Origin of the sequence: Sphingobium sp. LF-16 (assembly GCF_003711185.1) — a bacterium.
GTDB classification, from domain to species: domain Bacteria; phylum Pseudomonadota; class Alphaproteobacteria; order Sphingomonadales; family Sphingomonadaceae; genus Sphingobium; species Sphingobium yanoikuyae_A.
Map to the genome: position 1 here is coordinate 2,509,117 of NZ_CP029335.1, position 21,043 is coordinate 2,530,159.

The 21,043-nt window shown below is 65.1% G+C and carries 24 protein-coding genes; 6 read left to right on the forward strand and 18 right to left on the reverse strand.

Translation table 11 applies throughout. The features are described 5' to 3' along the window. Positions 1–28 precede the first annotated feature (28 nt). Together DIZ22_RS11725 and bfr are read left to right on the forward strand one after the other, a co-directional pair. A complete protein-coding gene (locus tag DIZ22_RS11725; RefSeq protein WP_048937850.1) occupies positions 29–199 on the forward strand; it encodes a (2Fe-2S)-binding protein in 171 nt (56 codons plus the stop codon). A 160-nt stretch (positions 200–359) separates the two neighbouring features. Beyond that, positions 360–839 carry a bacterioferritin gene (gene bfr, locus DIZ22_RS11730; RefSeq protein WP_004211204.1) on the forward strand — a complete coding sequence of 160 codons (480 nt, stop codon included), beginning with the start codon at positions 360–362 and terminating at the stop codon, positions 837–839. 130 nt (positions 840–969) lie between these two features. Here the strand turns inward: bfr and DIZ22_RS11735 are convergent, their stop codons facing one another. Beyond that, on the reverse strand, positions 970–1,377 hold the full coding sequence (locus tag DIZ22_RS11735; RefSeq protein ID WP_048937849.1) for a (deoxy)nucleoside triphosphate pyrophosphohydrolase: 408 nt from the start codon (positions 1,375–1,377) through the stop codon (positions 970–972). Between the two features lie 80 nt (positions 1,378–1,457). On the opposite strand from DIZ22_RS11735, the gene DIZ22_RS11740 reads away from it, so the two are divergent. After that, on the forward strand, positions 1,458–1,643 hold the full coding sequence (locus tag DIZ22_RS11740; RefSeq protein ID WP_048937848.1) for a Flp family type IVb pilin: 186 nt from the start codon (positions 1,458–1,460) through the stop codon (positions 1,641–1,643). Positions 1,644–1,776: 133 nt separating this feature from the next. Continuing rightward, positions 1,777–1,938, forward strand: a complete 162-nt coding sequence (locus DIZ22_RS11745; protein ID WP_004211201.1) for a Flp family type IVb pilin — start codon at positions 1,777–1,779, stop codon at positions 1,936–1,938. Positions 1,939–2,014: 76 nt separating this feature from the next. Here the strand turns inward: DIZ22_RS11745 and DIZ22_RS11750 are convergent, their stop codons facing one another. From DIZ22_RS11750 to DIZ22_RS11770, 5 genes are all read right to left on the reverse strand, one after another. Beyond that, entirely contained in the window at positions 2,015–3,493 is a 1,479-nt protein-coding gene (locus DIZ22_RS11750) for a M48 family metalloprotease (protein WP_037510136.1), read from the reverse strand. Positions 3,494–3,574: 81 nt separating this feature from the next. Further along, entirely contained in the window at positions 3,575–4,519 is a 945-nt protein-coding gene (locus DIZ22_RS11755; RefSeq protein WP_010337461.1) for an acetyl-CoA carboxylase carboxyltransferase subunit alpha, read from the reverse strand. 11 nt (positions 4,520–4,530) lie between these two features. Beyond that, positions 4,531–5,460, reverse strand: coding sequence for a tyrosine recombinase (locus tag DIZ22_RS11760; protein WP_122928217.1), 930 nt, complete (start codon positions 5,458–5,460; stop codon positions 4,531–4,533). 14 nt (positions 5,461–5,474) lie between these two features. Further along, positions 5,475–7,304 carry a hypothetical protein gene (locus DIZ22_RS11765; protein ID WP_048937846.1) on the reverse strand — a complete coding sequence of 610 codons (1,830 nt, stop codon included), beginning with the start codon at positions 7,302–7,304 and terminating at the stop codon, positions 5,475–5,477. Between the two features lie 5 nt (positions 7,305–7,309). Beyond that, positions 7,310–7,495 (reverse strand): hypothetical protein, encoded by a 186-nt coding sequence (locus tag DIZ22_RS11770; RefSeq protein ID WP_004211192.1) that lies wholly within the window; start codon positions 7,493–7,495, stop codon positions 7,310–7,312. A 94-nt stretch (positions 7,496–7,589) separates the two neighbouring features. Between DIZ22_RS11770 and DIZ22_RS11775 the strand changes: the two genes are divergently transcribed. Together DIZ22_RS11775 and aroB are read left to right on the forward strand one after the other, a co-directional pair. Continuing rightward, positions 7,590–8,138, forward strand: coding sequence for a shikimate kinase (locus DIZ22_RS11775; protein ID WP_048937845.1), 549 nt, complete (start codon positions 7,590–7,592; stop codon positions 8,136–8,138). Next, complete coding sequence (gene aroB / locus DIZ22_RS11780; RefSeq protein ID WP_048937844.1) at positions 8,129–9,238, forward strand: 3-dehydroquinate synthase; 1,110 nt, start codon at positions 8,129–8,131, stop codon at positions 9,236–9,238. Before DIZ22_RS11775 ends, aroB begins: the two co-directional genes overlap by 10 nt. A gap of 318 nt (positions 9,239–9,556) precedes the next feature. On the opposite strand, the gene rpmE is transcribed toward aroB, so the two are convergent. The 12 genes from rpmE to rpsB form a co-directional block, all read right to left on the reverse strand. Beyond that, positions 9,557–9,781, reverse strand: coding sequence for a 50S ribosomal protein L31 (gene rpmE / locus DIZ22_RS11785; protein WP_004211187.1), 225 nt, complete (start codon positions 9,779–9,781; stop codon positions 9,557–9,559). A gap of 114 nt (positions 9,782–9,895) precedes the next feature. Further along, on the reverse strand, positions 9,896–10,375 hold the full coding sequence (gene fabZ / locus DIZ22_RS11790; protein WP_004211185.1) for a 3-hydroxyacyl-ACP dehydratase FabZ: 480 nt from the start codon (positions 10,373–10,375) through the stop codon (positions 9,896–9,898). A 4-nt stretch (positions 10,376–10,379) separates the two neighbouring features. Beyond that, on the reverse strand, positions 10,380–11,048 hold the full coding sequence (locus DIZ22_RS11795) for an OmpH family outer membrane protein (protein ID WP_004211184.1): 669 nt from the start codon (positions 11,046–11,048) through the stop codon (positions 10,380–10,382). Continuing rightward, the gene (bamA, locus tag DIZ22_RS11800) at positions 11,048–13,684 is read right to left on the reverse strand and encodes an outer membrane protein assembly factor BamA (RefSeq protein WP_048937843.1); all 2,637 of its coding nucleotides are present in this window, start codon (positions 13,682–13,684) and stop codon (positions 11,048–11,050) included. Before bamA ends, DIZ22_RS11795 begins: the two co-directional genes overlap by 1 nt. An 88-nt stretch (positions 13,685–13,772) precedes the next feature. Continuing rightward, positions 13,773–14,906, reverse strand: a complete 1,134-nt coding sequence (gene rseP / locus DIZ22_RS11805) for an RIP metalloprotease RseP (RefSeq protein WP_048937842.1) — start codon at positions 14,904–14,906, stop codon at positions 13,773–13,775. Beyond that, complete coding sequence (locus tag DIZ22_RS11810) at positions 14,903–16,060, reverse strand: 1-deoxy-D-xylulose-5-phosphate reductoisomerase (protein ID WP_048937841.1); 1,158 nt, start codon at positions 16,058–16,060, stop codon at positions 14,903–14,905. The genes rseP and DIZ22_RS11810 overlap by 4 nt, the downstream gene beginning before the upstream one ends. Then, the gene (locus tag DIZ22_RS11815) at positions 16,060–16,836 is read right to left on the reverse strand and encodes a phosphatidate cytidylyltransferase (RefSeq protein WP_004211179.1); all 777 of its coding nucleotides are present in this window, start codon (positions 16,834–16,836) and stop codon (positions 16,060–16,062) included. Before DIZ22_RS11815 ends, DIZ22_RS11810 begins: the two co-directional genes overlap by 1 nt. 5 nt (positions 16,837–16,841) lie before the next feature. Further along, positions 16,842–17,582, reverse strand: a complete 741-nt coding sequence (locus DIZ22_RS11820; RefSeq protein WP_010337468.1) for an isoprenyl transferase — start codon at positions 17,580–17,582, stop codon at positions 16,842–16,844. A gap of 43 nt (positions 17,583–17,625) precedes the next feature. Then, complete coding sequence (gene frr, locus DIZ22_RS11825) at positions 17,626–18,183, reverse strand: ribosome recycling factor (protein WP_004211176.1); 558 nt, start codon at positions 18,181–18,183, stop codon at positions 17,626–17,628. 2 nt (positions 18,184–18,185) lie between these two features. After that, entirely contained in the window at positions 18,186–18,911 is a 726-nt protein-coding gene (gene pyrH, locus DIZ22_RS11830) for a UMP kinase (protein WP_004211175.1), read from the reverse strand. Positions 18,912–19,138: 227 nt separating this feature from the next. Next, positions 19,139–20,065, reverse strand: a complete 927-nt coding sequence (gene tsf, locus DIZ22_RS11835; RefSeq protein ID WP_010337470.1) for a translation elongation factor Ts — start codon at positions 20,063–20,065, stop codon at positions 19,139–19,141. A gap of 105 nt (positions 20,066–20,170) precedes the next feature. After that, positions 20,171–20,929 (reverse strand): 30S ribosomal protein S2, encoded by a 759-nt coding sequence (gene rpsB, locus DIZ22_RS11840; RefSeq protein WP_010337471.1) that lies wholly within the window; start codon positions 20,927–20,929, stop codon positions 20,171–20,173. Positions 20,930–21,043: the final 114 nt, after the last annotated feature.

Consider the following 21,043-nt stretch of genomic DNA (forward strand, 5'->3'; position numbering starts at 1 on the left):
GGCTATCTGAAGGGCTCAGGAGAGCCCGATGGTCGTCTGTGTTTGTAATGCCATTCGTGAAAAAGATCTGCGCGAAGCCGCGCGTGACGGTGCCGATACGCCTTGCAGTGCCTATGCCCGTTTCGGCCGCCGGCCCAAGTGCGGCCAGTGCGTCGGCTTTGCCCGCACGATCATCGCGGCGGAGCGCGCGACGGTCTGATATCATTGCGAAGCAGGCGCAGTAAAATGCCCCTGACAATAGCGAACACCACGCAATAGCTGCCTGAAAAACGGCGGTTTTCTGCGCCTTTCCGGCTTAACAACCGGATGCGAAACCTTTATATGTCCGGCATTCCCAATAACAGCCGGAGCATAGCGCCATGAAGGGCGACCAGAAGGTTATCGATTATCTGAACGAGGTCCTCAAGAACGAGCTGACCGCGATCAACCAATATTTCCTCCACTATCGCATCCTCAATCACTGGGGCATCGAGAAGCTCGCCAAGTTCGAATATGAGGAATCGATCGACGAGATGAAGCACGCCGACAAGGTGGCGGAGCGCATCCTGTTCCTCGACGGCCTGCCCAATTTCCAGCTGCTCGGTCGCCTGAAGATCGGCGAGACGGTCGAGGAAATCCTCAAGGCGGATCTGGAGCTGGAATATGAGGCGCTGCCGGTGCTGCGCGATGCCATCGCCTATTGCGAGTCGATCAAGGACTTCGTCAGCCGCGACCTTTTCCAGTACATCCTCGAAAGCGAGGAAGAGCATGTCGACACGCTGGAGACCCAGTTCGAGATGATCGAGCGCATGGGCATCCAGAATTATGTCCAGCTGCAGAGCAAGGCCAAGGAAGACTGAGACTGACGCGCGGGGCCGGCTGTCCGGCGGTCGCCCCCATCCTTACAGGCTGCAGGGGAAGGTGCGCATCGCCCTTCCCCTGCCCTTTGTGGCCTGCCCCTGCACCATCGGTGCAGAGCCGGATTTCCCATCAGATGAGCGCGTCGAGAATGCCGATCAGCGGCAGGTCGGCCGGTGGCATGTCGAGCGCATACATTTGCGCGGGCCGCACCCATTGCAGCGCGGTGGCATGGCGCGCTTCAGGCCCCCCTTCCCATTTGCGGCAGACATAGAGCAACAACAGCAGATGCTTGTTCTCCAGCGGCGCGCTGGCGAAAGTCGCGGGCGCGAGGCAGCTTTCATGGGTGCGGATCCCCAGTTCCTCCTCCAGTTCGCGCACAAGCGCCGCCTCGGGCGTTTCGCCCGGCTCCACCTTGCCACCAGGAAATTCCCACAGGTCCGCCATCGGCTTTCCAGGCGGCCGTTGCTGCACCAAAACGCGCCCATCGGCATCGATCAGGGCGACGGCCACGACCAGAAACGGGGTAAAACTCTGCATAACGCTCCCTTGCAAGGGCTTTGTTAACCGTGGCTGCTTTACACCCAGATCGTGGAGTGTCTGTAGCCAAGCGGGGTCATATGCGCGCGATCATCGAATTCGTCACGAAATCCGCGCTTTCGCGATGTGAGCGGGGGGCAACCGCGGTCGAATATGGCCTGATCATCGCGATGATCGTGCTGGCCATGATCGCGGCACTGAACAACGTCGCGACACGAACCACCGGCATGTGGAACAACGTCGCCGAAGAAGTTACCAAGCATTAACCAACAAATTCTGACACGCCACTTTCCGCATTAAACTTTTCTCAACCGAGCCAAACTAGACAGGTCTTCGCTGACCTAATCCAAAGCGGGGCGGCCGGGTAGTTTAACGTAACGTTTGTCAAGGAGACATCACATGCAGTTCATTCGCAAGATGCTGAAGAACGAAAAGGGCGCGACCGCCATCGAATACGGCCTGATCGCCGCTCTGATCGCCGTGGCCGCCATCGGCGCCATGACCAGCCTGGGCTCGAAGCTGGGCAGCACCTTCAACAACGTTTCGGGCAACCTGAAGTAAGCTCGAAACCGATGTTAGAAAAGGGCGGCGGAAGCAATTCCGCCGCCCTTTTTCTTTGCCTGGAATCTGCCGAATCTTACCAGGTGACGATCTTCACCCGATCACCTGGCTTCAACACGGAGCGTTCGTTGAGGGCGTTCAGCACCAGGAAGCGCTCCAGCGGATAATCGCTATAGGCCATGCGGCGGCCAAGCGACTGGACGGTGTCGCCCGCCTTGACGGTCACCAGATTGACCCGGCGCGGCTTGATCGCCGCCGCCTCCTGCGCCGACAGGCGCTGGACCGAACGGACCATCGAGTCGAATGGACCGATACCCTTGCCCGCCGGGGTCAGCAGCAGGAAATGATAGGCCTTTCCGCCGCCGAAATCATAGGCAAAGACGGTCGCGTCGATCTGACCCGACTTGGTGTTGGCGCGCACCGTGCGCCAAGCGGCCGGCAGGCCGTTGATCGTCGTGCGCTGCACCTCGCCTGCAGGCGGGGCGCCGGCATTGCCCGCGAGTCGCTTGAGCACCGAATCGATATAAGTCGACAGATTGCCATTATAGGCCATGCCGCCGAACTGCGCCTGACCGCCCGAACCGGTGATGCTAACCGCGTCCGCGCCATTTTCCATGCCGAAGCCCGAGGGCGCAGTGAAGGACAGGCGCAGGTCGGGATGGCGGAAACGGCTGCCGTCGATCACGCCCTGTTTGGGATCGTCGCCATAGAGGACGCCATTGAGCGCGGTCAGGAAGGCATCGCGGTTGCGCAACGTGCTGGTCGCGCCGGTGCGTGACGCCATCTGCGCCGCCCGATCGACGCGCTCACCCGGATCGGGATGGGTGCTGGCCCATTCGGGCATGGAGCGCGCGTCGCCCGACACACGCTGGTCCAGGCTGGTCTGCGCCGCCAGCGAGGCGAGCATGTCCGACAGCGCACGGGGATCATAGCCGGCCGAGGCGAGGTAGCGGATGCCGAGGTCATCCGCCTCATATTCCTGGCTGCGCGAGAATTTGAGGGTCAGAAGCTGGCTGCCGGTGCCGATCCCCTGCTGCAACACGCCGCCCAGCGCCGAATCGCCCAGCAAGGCGCCGGTCAGCACCTGCAGCAGCGCGCCGCCGATCGCGTTGCGCTGCGCCGCCTGCTGGCGCCGCTGACCATGCTGGGCGGCGACATGGCCGACTTCATGGCCCAGCACGCCGGCCAGTTGCGCCTCGTCATTCATCAGCGCCATCAACTGGCGCGTGACATAGACATAGCCGCCGGGGATGGCGAAAGCGTTGTTGACGGGAGAATTGAGCAGGGTGACGGTGAAATCACCCTGCGCATTGGAGAGGCCAGACTGGACCGCGATGCGGCGTCCGACCGTTTCCACATAGCGCGCCTGCGGCCCGACATAGGCGCCGCCAAATTCCTTGAGCAGTTCGGGATGCTGCTTGGCGCCCGATGCCTTGTCCTGCGCGCTGATCGAGGAGACGGTGCGAATCGCCCGCTGCTGCCCCAGCACCGCCGGCGCCACGCCCGCGACGATCAGGCCGACGCCAAGGCCGGCCGACAACCATGTCCGATTCATTCCATTCCCATCCTTGACACCCTGCCCCCTGTTACCGTGCCGTAACGAGCGAGGACAGGATGCTGTTCCGGGAAATTGACGTCAGATACCGATGGCCAGGAACTTGTCGGCGCGATCGGTGCGCAGCGCCTGCGGTTCGAGGCCGGACAGCGCGTCCAGTTCCTCGCCAATGGCTGCGCCCAGGTTGGCGATCGCCTGCACCGGCTCGCGATGGGCCCCGCCCACCGGCTCTGCCACGATGCGGTCGATCACGCCAAGGCCCTTGAGATGCTGCGCCGTGACCTGCATCGCGGTCGCCGCATCGCTGGCCTTGTCGGCGGTGCGCCACAGGATCGAGGCGCAGCCTTCGGGCGAGATCACCGAATAGACGGCATGTTCGAACATCAGCACGCGATTGGCCGCGGCCAGCGCCACTGCGCCGCCCGAGCCACCCTCACCCACCACGGCCGCGACCATGGGGACGCCAAGCGCCAGACAGGCTTCGGTCGAACGGGCAATGGCTTCGGCCTGGCCGCGTTCTTCGGCCTGGACGCCGGGAAAGGCGCCCGAGGTGTCGACCAGCGTGACGACCGGCAGGCCGAAACGATCAGCCAGTTCCATCAGGCGGATCGCCTTGCGATAGCCTTCGGGCTTGGCCATGCCGAAATTGTGGCGGACGCGGCTGGCGGTGTCGTCGCCCTTTTCATGGCCGATGACCATGACCTTGCGCTCGCCCAGCGTCGCGAAACCGCCGATGATCGCCTGATCGTCGGCAAAGGCGCGGTCGCCGGCCAGCGGCATGAAATTGTCGAACATGCCCGCGACATAATCCTTGAAGTGCGGGCGTTCCGGGTGGCGGGCCACCTGCGTCTTCTGCCAGGGCGTCAGCTTGGCATAGATGTCCGACAGCATCTTGTCGGCACGCTGTTCCAGCGTGTTGATCTCGCCACTGATGTCGATGTCGCCGACGGAGGCCGTCTGGCGCAGTTCGATGATGCGGGCTTCCAGCTCTGCGACCGGCTTTTCAAATTCGAGAAAGCTTACCATGGCGGATGGCGTTAAGGCGCGGACGCGTCGCCGTCAACGCGGGGATGCGCGATCCTGGCTTGCATGCCGGCCAGCGGGTGCCGACTGTTGACCAGTTCGACCAGCCGGCGGCTGTCGACATGGGTGTAGATTTGCGTCGTGCCGATATCGGCATGGCCCAGCATCGATTGCAGCGCGCGCAGATCCGCCCCGCCCTCCAGCAAATGGGTGGCAAAGGCGTGGCGCAGCACATGGGGGCTGACCCGTTCGGGCGCGATGCCGGCCGCCGCGGCCAGTTGCTTCACCAGCTGATAGAGGCGGATGCGGCTGACATGGCTCTTGCCCGAGGGGAAAAGCCAGGGGCTGTCCGCCGGCACATGGGTGAGCCAGGTCGCGACGGCGGCACGGGCGCGGTCGGAGATCGGCACCAGCCGTTCGCGCGCACCCTTGCCCCTGATGATGAGGAAGGGGCGATCGACGGCCAGTGCCTTGCGCGGCAGCGAGACCAGTTCGGTCGCGCGCAGGCCCGAACCATAGAGAAGTTCGATCAGCGCCGAGAGCCGCAGGTCGAGCGGCGCGGGATGGTCCGTCTCCACCCGCTGCGCGATCAGGGCAAAGAGCGAATCGACCTCCTGCGACGACAAGATCTTGGGCAGTGGCCTTCGCGTGACCGGACGCGGCAGCACCGCACCGGGATTGTCGGCGCGCAGCCCCTCCTCCTCCAGAAAGGCGTAGAAGGCACGCATCGCGGATGCCTTGCGCGCCACGGTGGAGGCTGCGAGCGGCGCCCATTCGCCAGCAAGACGGCCAAGCGCATCCTGGTTGGCGGCGGCAAGCCCGCCGACAATCTCGCCCGCGCCCTGAAGGTCGGTGCGATAGGCGAGCAGCGTGTTGCGCGACGCGCCCCGTTCCGCCGCCATCATTTCGAGGAAGCGGTCGATCAGGACGGCATCATCATTCATCGCCCCGGACCGGGTCAGGACAGCCGGGTCAGGGCCTCGGCCGCGATCATCCGCGCCTCCGGGTCCAGCCCGACGCGATGCAGCGCCGCCACCACATGATAGAGATGGCCGGCCGGCAGGCGATGCCAGTCGCGCCCCTGCATGCCGACGGCAGCGAGCAGCGCCACGGTCGCCTTCTCGCCCCGCTGCGACGCGGCGTCGATCGCCCGCGCCCAGCGGCTGTTGGCGGCCAGGGTGAAGCCATTATCCTGCGCCAGCGCGGCCGCATCATTGGCCGACAGACGCGACAGGCCCGCCAGTGCGGCGATCAGCATCCGTCCCTTCTCAGGGCCGGCATCGCCGACATAGCTGGAGATGCGGCTGCTGCCGCTGTCGACCACCGTGCTGGGGGCACCGACCGCGAGCAAGGCCCAGAAATCCTGCGCGCCATCGCCATCGATCTGGCCGATGGCCTGCGCCCAGCGGGCCGCATTGCGATCATAGCCGGCTGTCAGCATCGCCGCGACCAGATTGGCGGCATCGCGCGCATCGGCCTGCGACACGGGCAGCGCAGCGGCAGCGCGGGCCGTGGCGATCAGGCCGACATAGTCGGGCGCGCCATTGTCGCGCCACAGCGTCTGCATCGCCTGGATGCGGGCACCCGCAGTCGGGCCGGAATAGGCATTGCGCAGCGCATCGACGCGATCGGCCAGATCGGACGCAAGATCGCCTTCGCTACCCAGCTCGGCATAGAAATTGACCAGCGCCTCGCTGGAGAAGACGCCCAGTCGCGCCGCGACTTCGCTGCCCGGCAGGCGACGCACGGCGGTCAGGGCCGGCGCGCGGGCTTCCCAGGCGCGGACGTGCGGGCCGACGCTACCGAACATGTCGTCGGGGATCGGCACGTTGAGCGCCGTCGCCAGGCCATAGCGCCAAGCGGTGAGGCCATCGACGCCGTCCCATTCGATCTTGACCGAACGACGCGCATTGAAGCCCGCGCCGACCATCTTTTCGGCCAAGCGATAATCGATGCCGCGCACCACGCCCTTGCGCTGGGCCTGATTGAGTGCAGCGCTGGCCGAACCCTGATCCCCCGACAGCGCAGGGCAGATCGCCCGCGTCATGTCCCAGCCCGGTTCCTTGCTGGTGCGCAGCGCGCCCGCCGACAGCGGGCACAGGCCCGCCGGATCGGCAGTCGCCAGATAGGTCTGCATCGCGATCGCGTAGAGACGCGGCGTATATTTGTCGGGATCGACGCTCTGCACCAGCAGCCGGGCGCTGTCCGCCTCGCCCATGCGCAGCAGCAGCCAGGCGCGCTCGGCCGCCCAGTCGGCGCCATTGATGCCGCGCGGCGTGTCGGTGGCGCTAAGCAGCGCGCGCCGCAGCAGGATGGAGGCCCAGCGCGACAGGATCGGCGCATGGGTCTGCTTCATCAGCGTGGCGAGATAGGGGCCATATTCCGCGCCGAAGGCGTCGGGTTCCATGCCGCGCGTGGCCGGCGTCAGCGGGCCGATGCGGTCGAGTGAGCGGCGGGCGCTCTGCGGCAGGTCATATTTGGCCTTTTCGGCGGCCAGTTCGTCCGCGCTCATCGCCTCGGCGGCATTGTCCACCGCATTGGCGACCGACAGGTCGAGCGGCTGGACGATTTCGCCAGACGGCGACGGCGTGACCGGCACGGTCGGGACGACCGGTGCGGGCGATGCCGGACGGGCCGGCTGCGCGGGCGTGGGGGTCGGCGCCGGGGCCGGATCACCAAAGCCGGGCGGCAGCAGCGATTCGGGCGCCTGCTGCGCGACGACCGGCAGCGCCAGGGCGAGCGCAAAGCTGCCCAGCGCCCATTTCGCATTCCCCCGCAGGCGGCTCATGCGGCTTACTGACCCAGTTTCTCGGCCGGGATGACCTTCTCGACGGGCTGTTGCGGCTGTTCGCCACCGCGCGACCAGAGCACGCCGATCAGCAGGACAAGAACCAACACCGCCGCGATCGGAAGGATCGGCAGACGGGTGCGACGGCGCGAACCGCCTTCGAAACTGCTCAGGGAACGATTATTCTTCATGGTCTCTTCTGCGGCTGGCCCGGCGATGTTTGCCGGACGACAGGGGAAAGTTGCGTTTGCCTCAGCGACGGCTGGCTGTATAGCCCCCCTCGCCATGCAGCGAAACAGCAAATTCCCGGAGAGCAACGCCAAGCGCGGCCCGATCGTGCTGATCGGCATGATGGGCGTGGGCAAATCCACCGTCGGCCGGCGCCTTGCCGCGCGCCTGGGCCTGAGCTTCGTCGATGCCGATGAAGAGATTGAGCGGGCTGCGGGCATGAGCGTGAGCGAGATATTCGCCCGCTATGGCGAGGCCCATTTCCGCGATGGCGAGCGCCGGGTGATCGCCCGGCTGATGGACGGCGTGCCCAAGGTGATCGCGACCGGCGGCGGCGCCTTCATGCAGGACGAGACCCGTGCGCTGATCCTGGACCATGCCACCACCATCTGGCTGGATGCCGATATCGAGGTGCTGGTCGATCGCGTGTCGCGCCGTGAAGGGCGCCCGCTACTGAAGGATCGCGACCCGCGCATCGTGCTGACCGAGCTGGCGGCGGTCCGCAACCCCATCTACGCGCTGGCGCCGATCCATGTGAAGAGCATCGCCGCGCCGCACGAGGTCGCCGTCGACCGCATCCTGGAGCAGCTATCCGCATGGCACTAGTCCCCGTCGCGCTGGGCACACGCAGCTATGACATCGTCATCGAACAGGGCGCGCTCGACCGTGCGGCCGACCATCTGGCGCGCTATGCCCGTGGCGGGCGGCTGGTCGTGGTCACCGACACCCATGTCGCCGCGGCACAACTCCCCCGGCTCGACGCCAGCCTGCGCCGGGCCAATATCGTCATCGAACCGATCATCCTGCCGGCGGGCGAACAGACCAAGAGCTGGCGCCATCTGGAGGAACTGCTCGACGCGCTGCTGGCGCTGGAGATCGAGCGCGGCGACCATGTGATCGCGCTGGGCGGCGGCGTGATCGGCGACCTGGTCGGCTTTGCCTCGTCCATCCTGAAGCGCGGCTGCCATTTCGTGCAGCTGCCCACCACCCTGCTGGCGCAGGTCGACAGCTCGGTCGGCGGCAAGACCGCGATCAACGCGCGCGCCGGCAAGAATCTGATCGGCAGCTTCTACCAGCCCAGCCTGGTGCTGATCGACCCGTCGGTGCTCGACAGCCTGCCGCTGCGCGAAACCCGCGCCGGCTATGCCGAGGTGGTCAAATATGGCCTGATCGACGATTCCGACTTCTTTACCTGGTGCGAGGCCAATGCCGACCGGCTGCTGGCCGGCGACGCGGAAGCCCGCACCTATGCGATCGAGCGCAGCGTGCGCGCAAAGGCGGCGATCGTGGCCGATGACGAGCGCGAGACGACCGGCCGCCGGGCACTGCTGAACCTTGGCCATACTTTCGGCCACGCACTGGAGGCCGATACCGGCTTTTCCGACACGCTGCTCCATGGTGAGGGTGTGGCCGCCGGCATGGCGCTCGCCTTCCGCTATTCGGCGCGCCTTGGCCTGTGCAGTGCGCAGGATGCGGAACGGGTGACCGCGCATCTGAAGGCGATCGGCCTGCCCCATGACCTGGCCAGCGCCCATGTAAAGGCCGACGGCGCGGCGCTGGTGGCGCATATGCTGCACGACAAGAAGATGGCGGCGGGCACCCTGCCCTTCCTGCTGGCGCGCGGCATCGGCCAGACCTTCCTGTCGAAGGATGTGGTGCTGGACGATGTGGCGGCGTTCCTCGACGCGGACCGCGCCGGCGCCTGACGAGGGCCTATTACACAGCAGGCAATTACCGCCCCGCCCTCCCAGGGAGGGGAGAAATATAGCCTTGCCCCGACATTTCAGCACCGATCGGCCTCGGTAATAATTGGGACATTCGCCCGCAGCATTTGCGGGCTAGATCATTCCTTGTCAGCGGCATCCCCTTGCAGATCCCCCTCTGTCGCCGCTGATCCTCCCCTGAACCTCGGCCTCCAGCTTTTAGCTGGAGGCCCTTTTTTTGTGCCGTGCGCATCGCGTCCAGGCACAAAAAAAGGGCGCCCGGTGGGGCGCCCTTTCGATATCGTGCCTGTGAAAGGCCGATTACTTCTTCAGCGTCAGGCCGCCAAAGCGCTTGTTGAAGCGCGCAACCTGGCCACCGGTGTCCAGCTGGCGGTTGCCACCGGTCCAGGCCGGGTGCGACTTGGGGTCGATGTCGAGCGCCATCGTGTCGCCTTCCTTGCCCCAGGTCGAGCGGGTCTGGAAGGTGGTGCCGTCGGTCATCTGGACGGTGATGAAGTGGTAATCGGGGTGGGTATCGGCCTTCATGGCGTCTTGCTCCGTGTGTGTGCCGGTTCCGACCGGCTATGGATGCGATAAAATGCGAAGGCGCGCCGTTAGCGTTTTCGGCGCGCCAAAGCAAGGAAAAGGATGTGCCTTCGCTCAGTCCTTGGGCGGATCGGCGATCATCGCGACGAAATTGGCTTCCGCCGCCAGCTTGCCGTCGATCAGCGCACGGCCGGCGAACTTGCAGACCGCGCCGCGCATCTGCGTCACTTCGACATGCAGGTCGAGCAGGCAGCCCGGCTCCACAGGGGTCCGGAACTTCGCGCCGTCGATGCTCATGAAATAGACGAGCTTGCCCGAATCCGCGAGCCCCAGCGAATCGACCACCAGCACGCCGGCCGCCTGGGCCATGGCCTCGACGATCAGCACGCCCGGCATGATCGGCCGGCCGGGGAAATGCCCCTGGAAGAAGGGCTCGTTCATCGACACCGCCTTGATCGCGTGGATCGACTGGCTCGGCACCAGCGACGCCACGCGGTCAACCAGCAGCATCGGGTAGCGATGCGGCAGGGCAGCCATGACCCGACGGATATCCATCGGGCCACGGGCTTCCTTGTTATCAACCTCTCCGGTCATCTTATCAGCGCGACTTGGGCGCCTGCGCCGGGTTGGCGGGGGCCGGAGCGGCAGCGGCCGGGGCCGCAGCCTGGCCCTGACGACCGCCCGGCTGCCAGCCGGCGGGCGGGGTGATGCCGACGCTGGGCACCAGCGTGTTGAGTTCGGTCACGACCGCGGCCGTGATGTCGACGGTCGGCTGATAGGACACGGTCGCGTCGGGCGACAGGACCAGGTCGACCTTCGCCTTGGTCATGGCGGCCTTCAGCGCGTCCGACAGCTTCGCGGTGATCTGTTCCTCGACATAGGCGTTGGCGAGCGCGATCGGCTGACCCAGGCGCTGCAGTTCGGCCTGCGCGGTCTGCTGCGACTGCTGGAACTGCTGATACTGGGTTTCGATCGCCGGGGTCGGCTTGCCGCCGGCCGCCTTCAACGCGGCCTGCAGGGCGTCGCCCTTGGTCTTGAGATCGGTGTCGATCGCGGTCTTGCGCGCGGTGAAGCTGTCGATCTGCGCCTTGTAGGTCGTCTGGATCTGGGTGCGGGCGGTCGAATAGGCCGCGCTGGTGGCAACCGCGCGCTGCAGATCGACGACGGCGATGCCCTGCTTCGACTGGGCAGCGGCCGGCGCGGCGGTCAGAGCGATGGCGGTGACAGGCGCGATACCGAGCGCCAGAGCCTTGATAAACGTCTTCATCAGAATTGAGTCCCTACGTTGAAGGTGATGAGTTTGTTGTCGTCCCCTGGTTCCTTGAGCAGGGCCTTGGCGATGTCGATGCGGAACGGCCCGAAGGGCGAGTTCCAGTTGACACCGAAGCCCACGGACAGACGCGGTTTCAGCGTGTCGCCCAGATAATCTTCCTCGAACATGCCGCTCTTGGTGTCATAGCCAACAGGGCAGACCGGGCTGGCCGCCGTGCCGGTCGCACGGACGGTGCTCAGCGAACCGGTGGAGTCGGAGCAATAGCCCGCAAAGTTGATGGTGCCCGGATTCTTCAGGCCGGCAACGGCGCCGACATCCGCGAAGATCGACGGACGCAGGCCCATTTCACGGGCACCCGAACCCAGCGGAATCTCCATTTCGGCGCGGGCCATATAATAGACGCGGCCACCCAGCGCGTCATCCGACACATTATTGTTGCCGGTCTGGCGGACATAGCTGGTGGAACCGTCATCATTGGTCTGCGAAACCAGATAATAGCGCTTCACGCGCGGACCAACGCCGCGAATGTCGAAGCCGCGCATCTGCGGTTCGCCCAGGAAGAAGCGGTCGGTCAGGCGGATCGGGTCGACTTCGGCGCCGGTGGCGTCATAGCGCGTGCCCTGGAGGCTGTGGATATAGCCGCCTTCGCCCGACAGCGAGAAGATGAAGCCGCCGCCCAGGCCCCAATATTTGGCGGCATTGGCGCGGGTGCGGATGTAGCGGACGTCGCCGCCCAGGCCGGCAAAGTCCTGGCTGAGCGTGACGGTCTGGCCACGGGTCGGACGGATGCGGTTGTCACGGGTATCATAGATCAGCGAGTAGCCGATCGACGAGGTCGTGCGCTTGCCGATGGCATCGCAGAGATAGCGGCCGGCCAGCAGCGGGTCGCAGACGCCGTCGGTATAATAGGTGTCCTTGTCCAGCGTCACGTCGTCGAAGTTCAGCGTGTAGCGCAGCGCCAGCGACACATATTCGGTGATCGGCACGCCGGCCCGCAGCTGGAAGCCGGTCGTGGTCTGTTCATAGGTGGTGTCGCGGTCGTTATTGCTGAGATAACGGAAGCTGTTGAGGTCGCGGCGATAGATGTCGCCGCCCAGCGCGATATTCTTGTCCATGAAGTAAGGCTCGGTGAAGCCCACTTCGACCGACTTGGAATAAGCCGAATAATTGACCGAGGTGCGCAGTTCCTGGCCCTTGCCGCGGAAGTTGCGCTGGGTGATCGACGCCGAGATGATGAAGCGTTCGAGCGAGGAGTAGCCGGCCGAGAGCGAGAGTTCGCCGGTCGACTTTTCCTGGACGTTGGTTTCCAGCACGATGCGGTCGGGCGCCGAGCCGGGCTTCTGCTCGATGTCCAGCTTCTCCTGGAAGAAGCCGAGCGAGTTGATACGGTCCTTCGAGCGCTTGACGAGGAAGCTGTTGAAGGCGTCGCCTTCGGCCAGGCGGAACTCGCGGCGGACGACCTTGTCCTGGGTCAGCGTGTTGCCGTTGATGTCGACGCGCTCGACATAGACGCGCGGGGCGTTGGCGATGCGGAAATTGATCCCCATCGTCAGGTCGTCCTTCGACCGGTTGAAGTCGGGTTCGACCTGGGCGAAGGCATAGCCGAACAGGCCGGCGGTTTCGCTCAGCGTGTCGACCGTGTCCTCGACCTGCTTGGCGTTGTACCAGTCGCCCTTCTTCATCGGCAGGCGGCGGGTCAGCGCATCGCCCGACAGGTCGCGAATGTCGCTCTCGACCTTCACGTCGCCGAACTTGTAGCGATCCCCTTCCTCGACCACATAAGTGATGATGAAGTCCTGCTTGTCAGGCGTCAGTTCCGCGACGGCCGAGATCACGCGGAAATCGGCATAGCCTTCGGTCAGGTAGAATTGGCGCAGCTTCTGCTGGTCATAGGCCAGGCGATCCGGGTCATAGCTGGTGCCCGACGAGAAGATGCGGAACCAACGCGACTGCTTGGTCACCATCTGGCCGCGCAGTTCGCCGTCCTTGAACTTCTCGTTGCCGATGATGTTGATCTGGCGGACCTTGGACTTGGGCCCTTCCGAGATTTCGAACACGATGTCGACGCGGTTCTGGTCCAGCTGGACCATCTTGGGCTCGATCGTCGCGGCAAAGCGGCCCTGGCGGCGATACAGCTCGACGATGCGGGCGACGTCGGCGCGGACCTTGGAGCGGGTATAGATTTGGCGCGGCGCCAGTTTTATTTCGGGACGGATCTTGTCGTCCTTCAGGCGCTTATTACCTTCAAGGACGATACGGTTGATGACGGGGTTTTCCTTCACCTCGACGGTCAGCGCGCCGCCATCGTTGCGGATCTGGACGTCGGCGAAGAGTTCGGTCTCATACAGGTCGCGCAGCGCCTGATCGAGCGATTCCTGGCTGAAGGCCTGGCCCACGCGCAGCTTGGTGTAGGACATGACCGTGTCCTGCTCCAGACGCTGGGTGCCGGTCACGGTGATGCTGCGGATCGTGCCTTCGGACGTATTGGCCGTGGACGCCGCGATCGGCGCAGCCGCCGGTGCTGCCGGGGCCGCATTCTGGGCCATCGCCGGCACGGCCGACAGGCCCGCAATCATCGTCGTGGCCAACAGGGCCGCGATGATCGGACGCTGGCCCTTGCTGCTGTTCATCGCTGTCACCCGCTCACCTCAAAAAAGTAAAAAACTGTTTCGCCAGAAATAGACGGCGCCGAACCGCGCCTTCCCTGCCCGATGCGGCTCAGCCGATCAAGCCGGACAGCCGCTCCCACAATCCGAAAGACGACAAATCGTTGAAGGTCACCAGCAACATGACCGTCATCAGCAGCGCCAGACCCGACCGATAGGCCCAATCCTGCACCTGCGGGCTCACCGGCCGCCGCTGCACTGCCTCCACCCCATAGAAAAGCAGATGACCGCCATCCAGTATGGGAATTGGCAAGAGGTTGATGAACCCCAAGTTAATCGAGATGAGGGCGATGAAGAAGATGAAGCTCTCCAGCCCCAGCGTCGCCGCCTGCCCCGATACCTGCGCGATCTTGAGCGGCCCGCCCAGTTCCTTGACCGAACGATCGCCGCCGATCACCTGGCCCAGCGTCTCCACCATGGTGCGGATGATCTGGCCGGTGCGCTCGATCGCCACCACGGGGGCGCGCAGCAGGCTGACCGGTTCGATCACCGGTTCGCCCGGCGCGATGCCCAGACGTCCGATGCGGAACTTGTTGCCAAAGCCGTCATCTTCGCTGACCGCGCCGACATGGCCCTGCTTCTCGATCACCTGCCCCTTGCGGTCGAGCAGGATCGTCACCGGTTCGCCGGGACGGATCTGGGCATAAAGGCGGATATCGTCGAAGGTGCTCATCGCCCGGCCGTTGAGCGAGACAATGCGATCGCCCGGCTGGATGCCGGCCATGGCAGCGGCGCTGCCGGGCTGGACCATGCCGGCGACCGCCGGGGTCCGGCTTTCACCGTGCAGGAAGGCGAAGGCGGCCAGGATCAGGATGGCGAAGAGGAAATTGATCGCCGGGCCGGCGGCGACGATCGCCGCGCGTTGCCACAACGGCTTGGCCGGGAAGCTTTCGGCGCGATCCTGCGCCGACATTTCCAGCCATTTGGGATCGATCTGGCTGGCCGCGTTCATGTCGCCCTTGAAGCGGACATAGCCACCCAGCGGCAGCGCCGCGAGCCGCCAGCGCGTGCCGCGCCTGTCCACCCAGGCGGCGATTTCCGGGCCGAAGCCGATCGAGAAGGCCTCCGCCTTCACCCCGCACCAGCGTCCGACCAGATAATGACCCAGTTCATGCACGAAGACGAGCGGCCCGATGACCGCCACGAAAGCCAAGATGGTCAACAGGAAACCGGGATTGTGGATCAAACCGTCAATCTTTCCATCACATCACCCGCCATAACCCGTGCCGTTGCGTCGGCGTGCAGGACATCATCCATGCAGGCTGGCATCGGCGCGCTATAGCGGTTGAGAACATCCTCCACAATCATGGCGATATCAAGGAAGCCGATGCGGCCGGCCAGAAAGGCCGCCACGGCGACCTCGTTGGCGGCGTTGAGGATGGCGGCCGATGCGTCGCCGGCCTGCGCCGCCGCGCGCGCCAGGCGCAGCGCGGGGAAACGCCGGTCGTCGGGCGCTTCAAAGTCCAGACGGCCGATCCGGGCCAGATCAAGTGGCTGGCAAGGCGTGGCGATCCGCGCCGGCCAGGCCAATGCATGGGCGATCGGGATGCGCATGTCGGGCGAGCCGAGCTGTGCCAAAGTGGACCGGTCGCGATATTCGACCATCGAATGGATGACCGATTGCGGGTGGACCAATATCTCGATCCGGTCGAGCCCGACCGGGAAGAGATGGGCCGCCTCGATCAGTTCCAGCCCCTTGTTCATCATCGTCGCGCTGTCGACGCTGATCTTCGCGCCCATCGACCAGTTGGGATGCGCCACGGCCTGCGCCGGCGTGATGGCGCGCATATCCTCATAACCCAGGGCGCGGAACGGCCCGCCGCTCGCGGTCAGGATGATGCGGGCGACATCGCCCAGGCTGCTGCCGGCCAGGCACTGGAAAATCGCATTATGCTCGCTGTCCACCGGCAGCAGCGTCGCGCCCGAAGCGGTCGCCGCCTGCATCATCAGCGCGCCGGCCGACACCAGCGACTCCTTGTTGGCCAGCGCCACCGTGCCGCCAGCCTGCAGCGCAGCGATGGTGGGCTTGAGGCCCGCGCAGCCGACGATCGCGGCCATGGTCCAGTCGGCACCCGCCGCCGCGGCATCGACCAGCGCGCCCTCACCCGCCGCCGCCTCGACACCCGATCCGGCGAGCGCATCCTTGAGCGCGCCATATTGGGCTTCGTCCGCGACCACGGCGATCTTCGCACCGACCGCGCGCGCGGCGGCGGCGAGGCCAGCGACATCGCGATTGGCGGTCAGGGCAATGGCCTCATAGGCATCGGGCTCGCGCTGGATCAGGTCCAGCGTCGACATGCCGACCGATCCGGTGGCGCCGAAGACGGAAACGCTCCGCATCAGGCGCCCGCCAGGACCAGATAGAGCAAGGCGGCAAGCGGCGCGGCCGCCACCACGCCATCGAGCCGGTCCATCACCCCGCCATGACCGGGCAGAAGATTGCTGCTGTCCTTGACGCCGGCGCGGCGCTTCATCGCGCTTTCGAGCAGATCGCCAAGCTGTGCCGCAACCGCGAGCAGGCCGCTTGCCGCCGCCAGCTGGATCGGCAGGTCGGCAAAACGATAGAGAAGGAAGCCGGTGAGCAGGGCCGCCAGCACGCCGCCACCCAAGCCCGACCAGGTCTTGGACGGGCTGACCCGCGGCGCCAGCTTGGGCCCGCCGATCGAACGGCCGGCAAAATAGGCGCCGATATCGGTGGCCCAGACAAGGCCCAGCGCCCAGAAGGCGAGCAGCAGGCCATGGCTGTCGGGCGCCTGCCCGCGCAGGAACAGCAGCGCCATCACCGGCAGGCAGATATAGAGAATGCCGAGCGCCAGCTTGATCGCGCGGCTGGTGATCAGCACGAAGAAGAAGGAGGCCATCATCAGGCCGAAGCCGAGCCAGGACACGCCCGCCGCCACCGGGCAAAGGATCGCCAGCGGCACCGAGACGGCATACATCGCCATCTTGCGCTGATCGGACGAGGCGCCGGTCAGCATGCCCCATTCGCCCATCATCAGCACACCGGCGATCGACAGCAGCATCCAGAAGACGAAGCCGCCAAAGACCAGCGCGCCCACAGCCATGGCGATCAGGCCAAGGCCAACGATCGTGCGGGTCCGCAATTCACTCGACATGTTACTCACAGTCCGCCGAAACGGCGGTCCCTCATGCGGAAGGCGTCGAGCGCCTGCGCCAATGCCCGGCCATCGAAATCGGGCCAGAGCATATCGGTAAAATAGAGTTCGGCATAAGCCGCCTGCCACAGCATGAAATTGCTGAGCCGCTGTTCGCCCGAGGTGCGGATCAGCAGGTCGAGCGGCGGCAGATCGGCGGTGTAGAGTTCGGCATCGATCGCCTCGATGCCGATATTCTCGGCCGACAATTCACCGCTCGCCACCCGCTGCGCCAGACGCTGCGCCGCGCGCACCATCTCGTCCTGCGCGCCATAGTTGAGCGCGATCGCGATCACCGGGCCAGTATTGGCGGCGGTGCGCGCCATCGCGCTTTCGATCAGTTCGACCAGGCCAGGCTCCAGCGCCTTGTAGTTGCCGATCACCCGCAGCCGCACGCCATTGGCATGAAACTCGTCGATATCCGACTGGATGAAATGGCGCAGCAGGCCCATCAGGTCGGACACCTCGGTCGCCGGACGCTTCCAGTTCTCCGAGGAGAAAGCGTAGAGCGTCAGGCATTCAAGGCCCATATCCTGCGCCGCGCGGGCGACGCGGCGCACCGCCTCCACCCCGGCGCGATGGCCGGCGATGCGCGGCAACAGCCGCTTCTTCGCCCAGCGGCCATTGCCGTCCATGATGATGGCGACATGACGCGCACCATGGGCAGGCGCAGCGCTGGTAAGATCGGGCTTGGCTTGTGTGGCCATCAGATAGGAATGCGTGCTTTGGCCGCGAAAGAAAAGCCCCGGCTTACTGGCCGAGGATTTCCTTTTCCTTGGCCGAAGCGGCCGCGTCGATATCCACGATGGTGGCGTCGGTCAGCTTCTGGACTTCGGTTTCCAGACGCTTGCGCTCGTCTTCGCTGATCTCGCCCTTCTTCTCGTCGGTCTTCAGGCTGTCCATACCGTCGCGACGGACGTTGCGGACGGCGACGCGCGCGCCTTCGGCATATTTGCTGGCGAGCTTGGCCAGTTCCTTGCGGCGTTCCTCGGTCAGGTCCGGGATCGGCAGGCGCAGCGTCTGGCCGTCGACGATCGGGTTGAGGCCGAGGCCCGCCGAGCGGATCGCCTTGTCGCAGGGGCCGACATTGGCCTTGTCCCACACCTGGACCGACAGCATGCGCGGCTCGGGCGCCGACACGGTGGCGACCTGGTTCAGTGGCATGTTGGCGCCATAGACGGTGACCATGACGGGATCGAGCAGTTGCACATTGGCGCGGCCGGTGCGCAGACCGGTGAGATCGCCCTTCAACGCTTCGATTGCGCCGGCCATGCGGCGTTCGAGGTCGGACTTGTTATACTGGGCCATTATTAGCGCTCCTGATTTTGCACGATCGTCGCGGTGCCTTCACCCGCCAGCACCTTGGCCAGGTTGCCTTCCTCGCGGATGTTGAAGACGACGATGGGAATATGATTTTCACGGCACAGCGCGATCGCGCTGGCGTCCATGACCTTGAGATTGTCGGTCAGCACCTGGTCGAAGCTGATCGCCTCATAGCGGGTGGCATCCGCCACCTTCTTGGGATCGGCATCATAGATGCCATCGACACTGGTGCCCTTGAACAGCGCGTCGCAGTTCATTTCCGCTGCGCGCAGGGCCGCCGTGGTATCAGTGGTGAAGAAGGGATTGCCGGTGCCCGCCGCGAAGATCACGATCCGGCCCTTCTCCATATGGCGCACGGCCTTGCGACGGATATAGGGTTCGCACACCGACGCCATCGGAATGGCCGACTGGACGCGGGTGTCGCAGCCGATCTTTTCCAGCGCATTCTGCACCGCCAGCGCGTTCATCACGGTCGCCAGCATGCCCATATAGTCGGCGCTGGTGCGGTCGAAGCCCTTGGCCGCGCCGGCAAGGCCGCGGAAAATGTTGCCGCCACCCACGACCACGCACAGTTCGAAGCCCGCATCCTTCGCGGCGGCGATTTCGCCAGCAACGCGATCGACGGTCTCGGGATCGATGCCGAACTGGCCGGACCCCATCAGCACCTCGCCCGACAATTTCAGCAGGATGCGTTTGAAGGCTGGCCGGGTCATGTGGGGCAAGAATCCTTGATGGTTGGCAGGGGAAGCGGCCGGGACATTAGAGGCGGTAAAGCGCGATGCCAAGGGGCGTTTGTCGTGCGCTCCAGCCTCTTCATGGAGAAAGCGGCACCGATGGCGCCCGGCCCGACCGGCGCCGACCGACAAACGCACCACGCTCTCATAGAAAAAGGGCGCCCCGCAGGACGCCCTCTTCCCTTTGCTTGTCGCTCGATCGGCGATCAGGCGCCGGCGGCAGCAGCCACTTCGGCGGCGAAGTCGCTGACTTCCTTCTCGATGCCTTCGCCCAGCTGGAAGCGGACATAGGACTTGAGCGAGATCGACTTGCCGGCATCCTTGGCCGCCTTGGCGACGACGTCGGCGATCGGGGTCTTGTTGTCCATCACGAACAGCTGCGAGAGCAGGGCCTGCTCCTTGGCGAACTTGGCGACCGCGCCGTCGACCATCTTGGCGACGATTTCGGCGGGCTTGCCCGATTCGGCAGCCTTTTCAGCGGCGATCGCGCGCTCACGCTCCAGCAGGGCCGGATCGATGTCGTCGGCCGACAGGGCCAGCGGGAAGGCAGCGGCGATGTGCATGGCCAGCTGCTTGCCCAGCGGCTCCAGAACGTCGGCGGGGGCATCGCCTTCGAGCGCGACGAGCACGCCGATCTTGCCGAGGCCCGGCGCAGCAGCGTTGTGCACGTAGGGCACGACGACGCCTTCGGTCACTTCGACATGGGCGACGCGACGCAGATTCTGGTTTTCACCGATGGTGGCGATGTTGGCGACCAGCTTTTCGGCGATGGTGCCGCCGGCGGGGTGCGGCTGGGCCGACAGGGCTTCGGCGTCAGCCGCGCCCGATTCCAGCGCAACGGTCGACACGGTGCGAACGAAGTCCTGGAACTGGTCGTTCTTGGCAACGAAGTCGGTTTCGCTGTTCACTTCGACGGCAACACCCTTGGTGCCGGCGACGGCAACGCCGACCAGACCTTCAGCAGCGGTGCGGCTCGACTTCTTCTGGGCAGCAGCCAGACCCTTGGCGCGCAGCCAGTCGGTCGCCGCTTCGATGTCGCCATTGGCTTCGGTGAGGGCCTTCTTGCAATCCATCATGCCCGCGCCCGAACGGTCGCGCAGTTCCTTGACGGCGGCAGCGGTAATCTCGGCCATGTTGAGGCTCCTAAATCAAAAGGGGTTTAATCAGATAAGCACTAGGGCGCGTTCCGTAATGGACCGCGCCCTAGCCTGTCATTCTTGCAGTTCGAAGACCGCGGATCAGGCCTGCGCGACGACCTCTTCGGCCTCGGGCTCATCCAGAGCGCCCAGGTCGATGCCCGAAGCCTGCTGCGCACCACGGTTGCCCTTGGTGGCGGCGGCGGCAACGGCGTCGCAGTAGAGGCGGATGGCGCGGCTGGCGTCATCGTTCGCCGGAACCGGGAAGGCGATGCCGTCGGGCGAGACGTTCGAGTCGAGGATGGCGACAACCGGGATACCCAGGGTGTTGGCTTCCTTGATCGCCAGCTCTTCCTTGTTGGCGTCGATCACGAACATGACATCGGGGATGCCGTTCATGTCGCGAATGCCGCCCAGCGACAGTTCCAGCTTCTCGCGCTCGCGGGTCATCTGGAGGACTTCCTTCTTGGTGAAGCCGTGGGTATCGCCCGACAGCTTCTCTTCGAGGGTCTTCAGGCGCTTGATCGAGCCCGAGATGGTCTTCCAGTTGGTGAGCATGCCGCCCAGCCAGCGATGGTTGACGAAGTGCTGACCCGACTTGCGGGCGGCTTCGGCGATCGGATCCTGGGCCTGGCGCTTGGTGCCGACGAACAGAACCTTGCCGCCGCCGGCGACGGTGGCCGACACGAAGTCGAGGGCGCGCGCGAAGAGCGGCACGGTCTGCGACAGGTCAAGGATGTGGATGCCGTTGCGGTCGCCGAAGATGTACGGCTTCATCCGCGGGTTCCAGCGGTGGGTCTGGTGGCCGAAGTGGGCGCCAGCCTCGATCAATTGCTGCATGGTGACGACGGGGGTCGCCATAATCATTTCTCCTTCCGGTTGCTACCTCTGGGAATCAGGAACCTTGGATGGTCTCAAAGACCCGTCCGGCACCGGATATGTCGATTCCCATGTGGAATGGGCGCGCCTTTAACG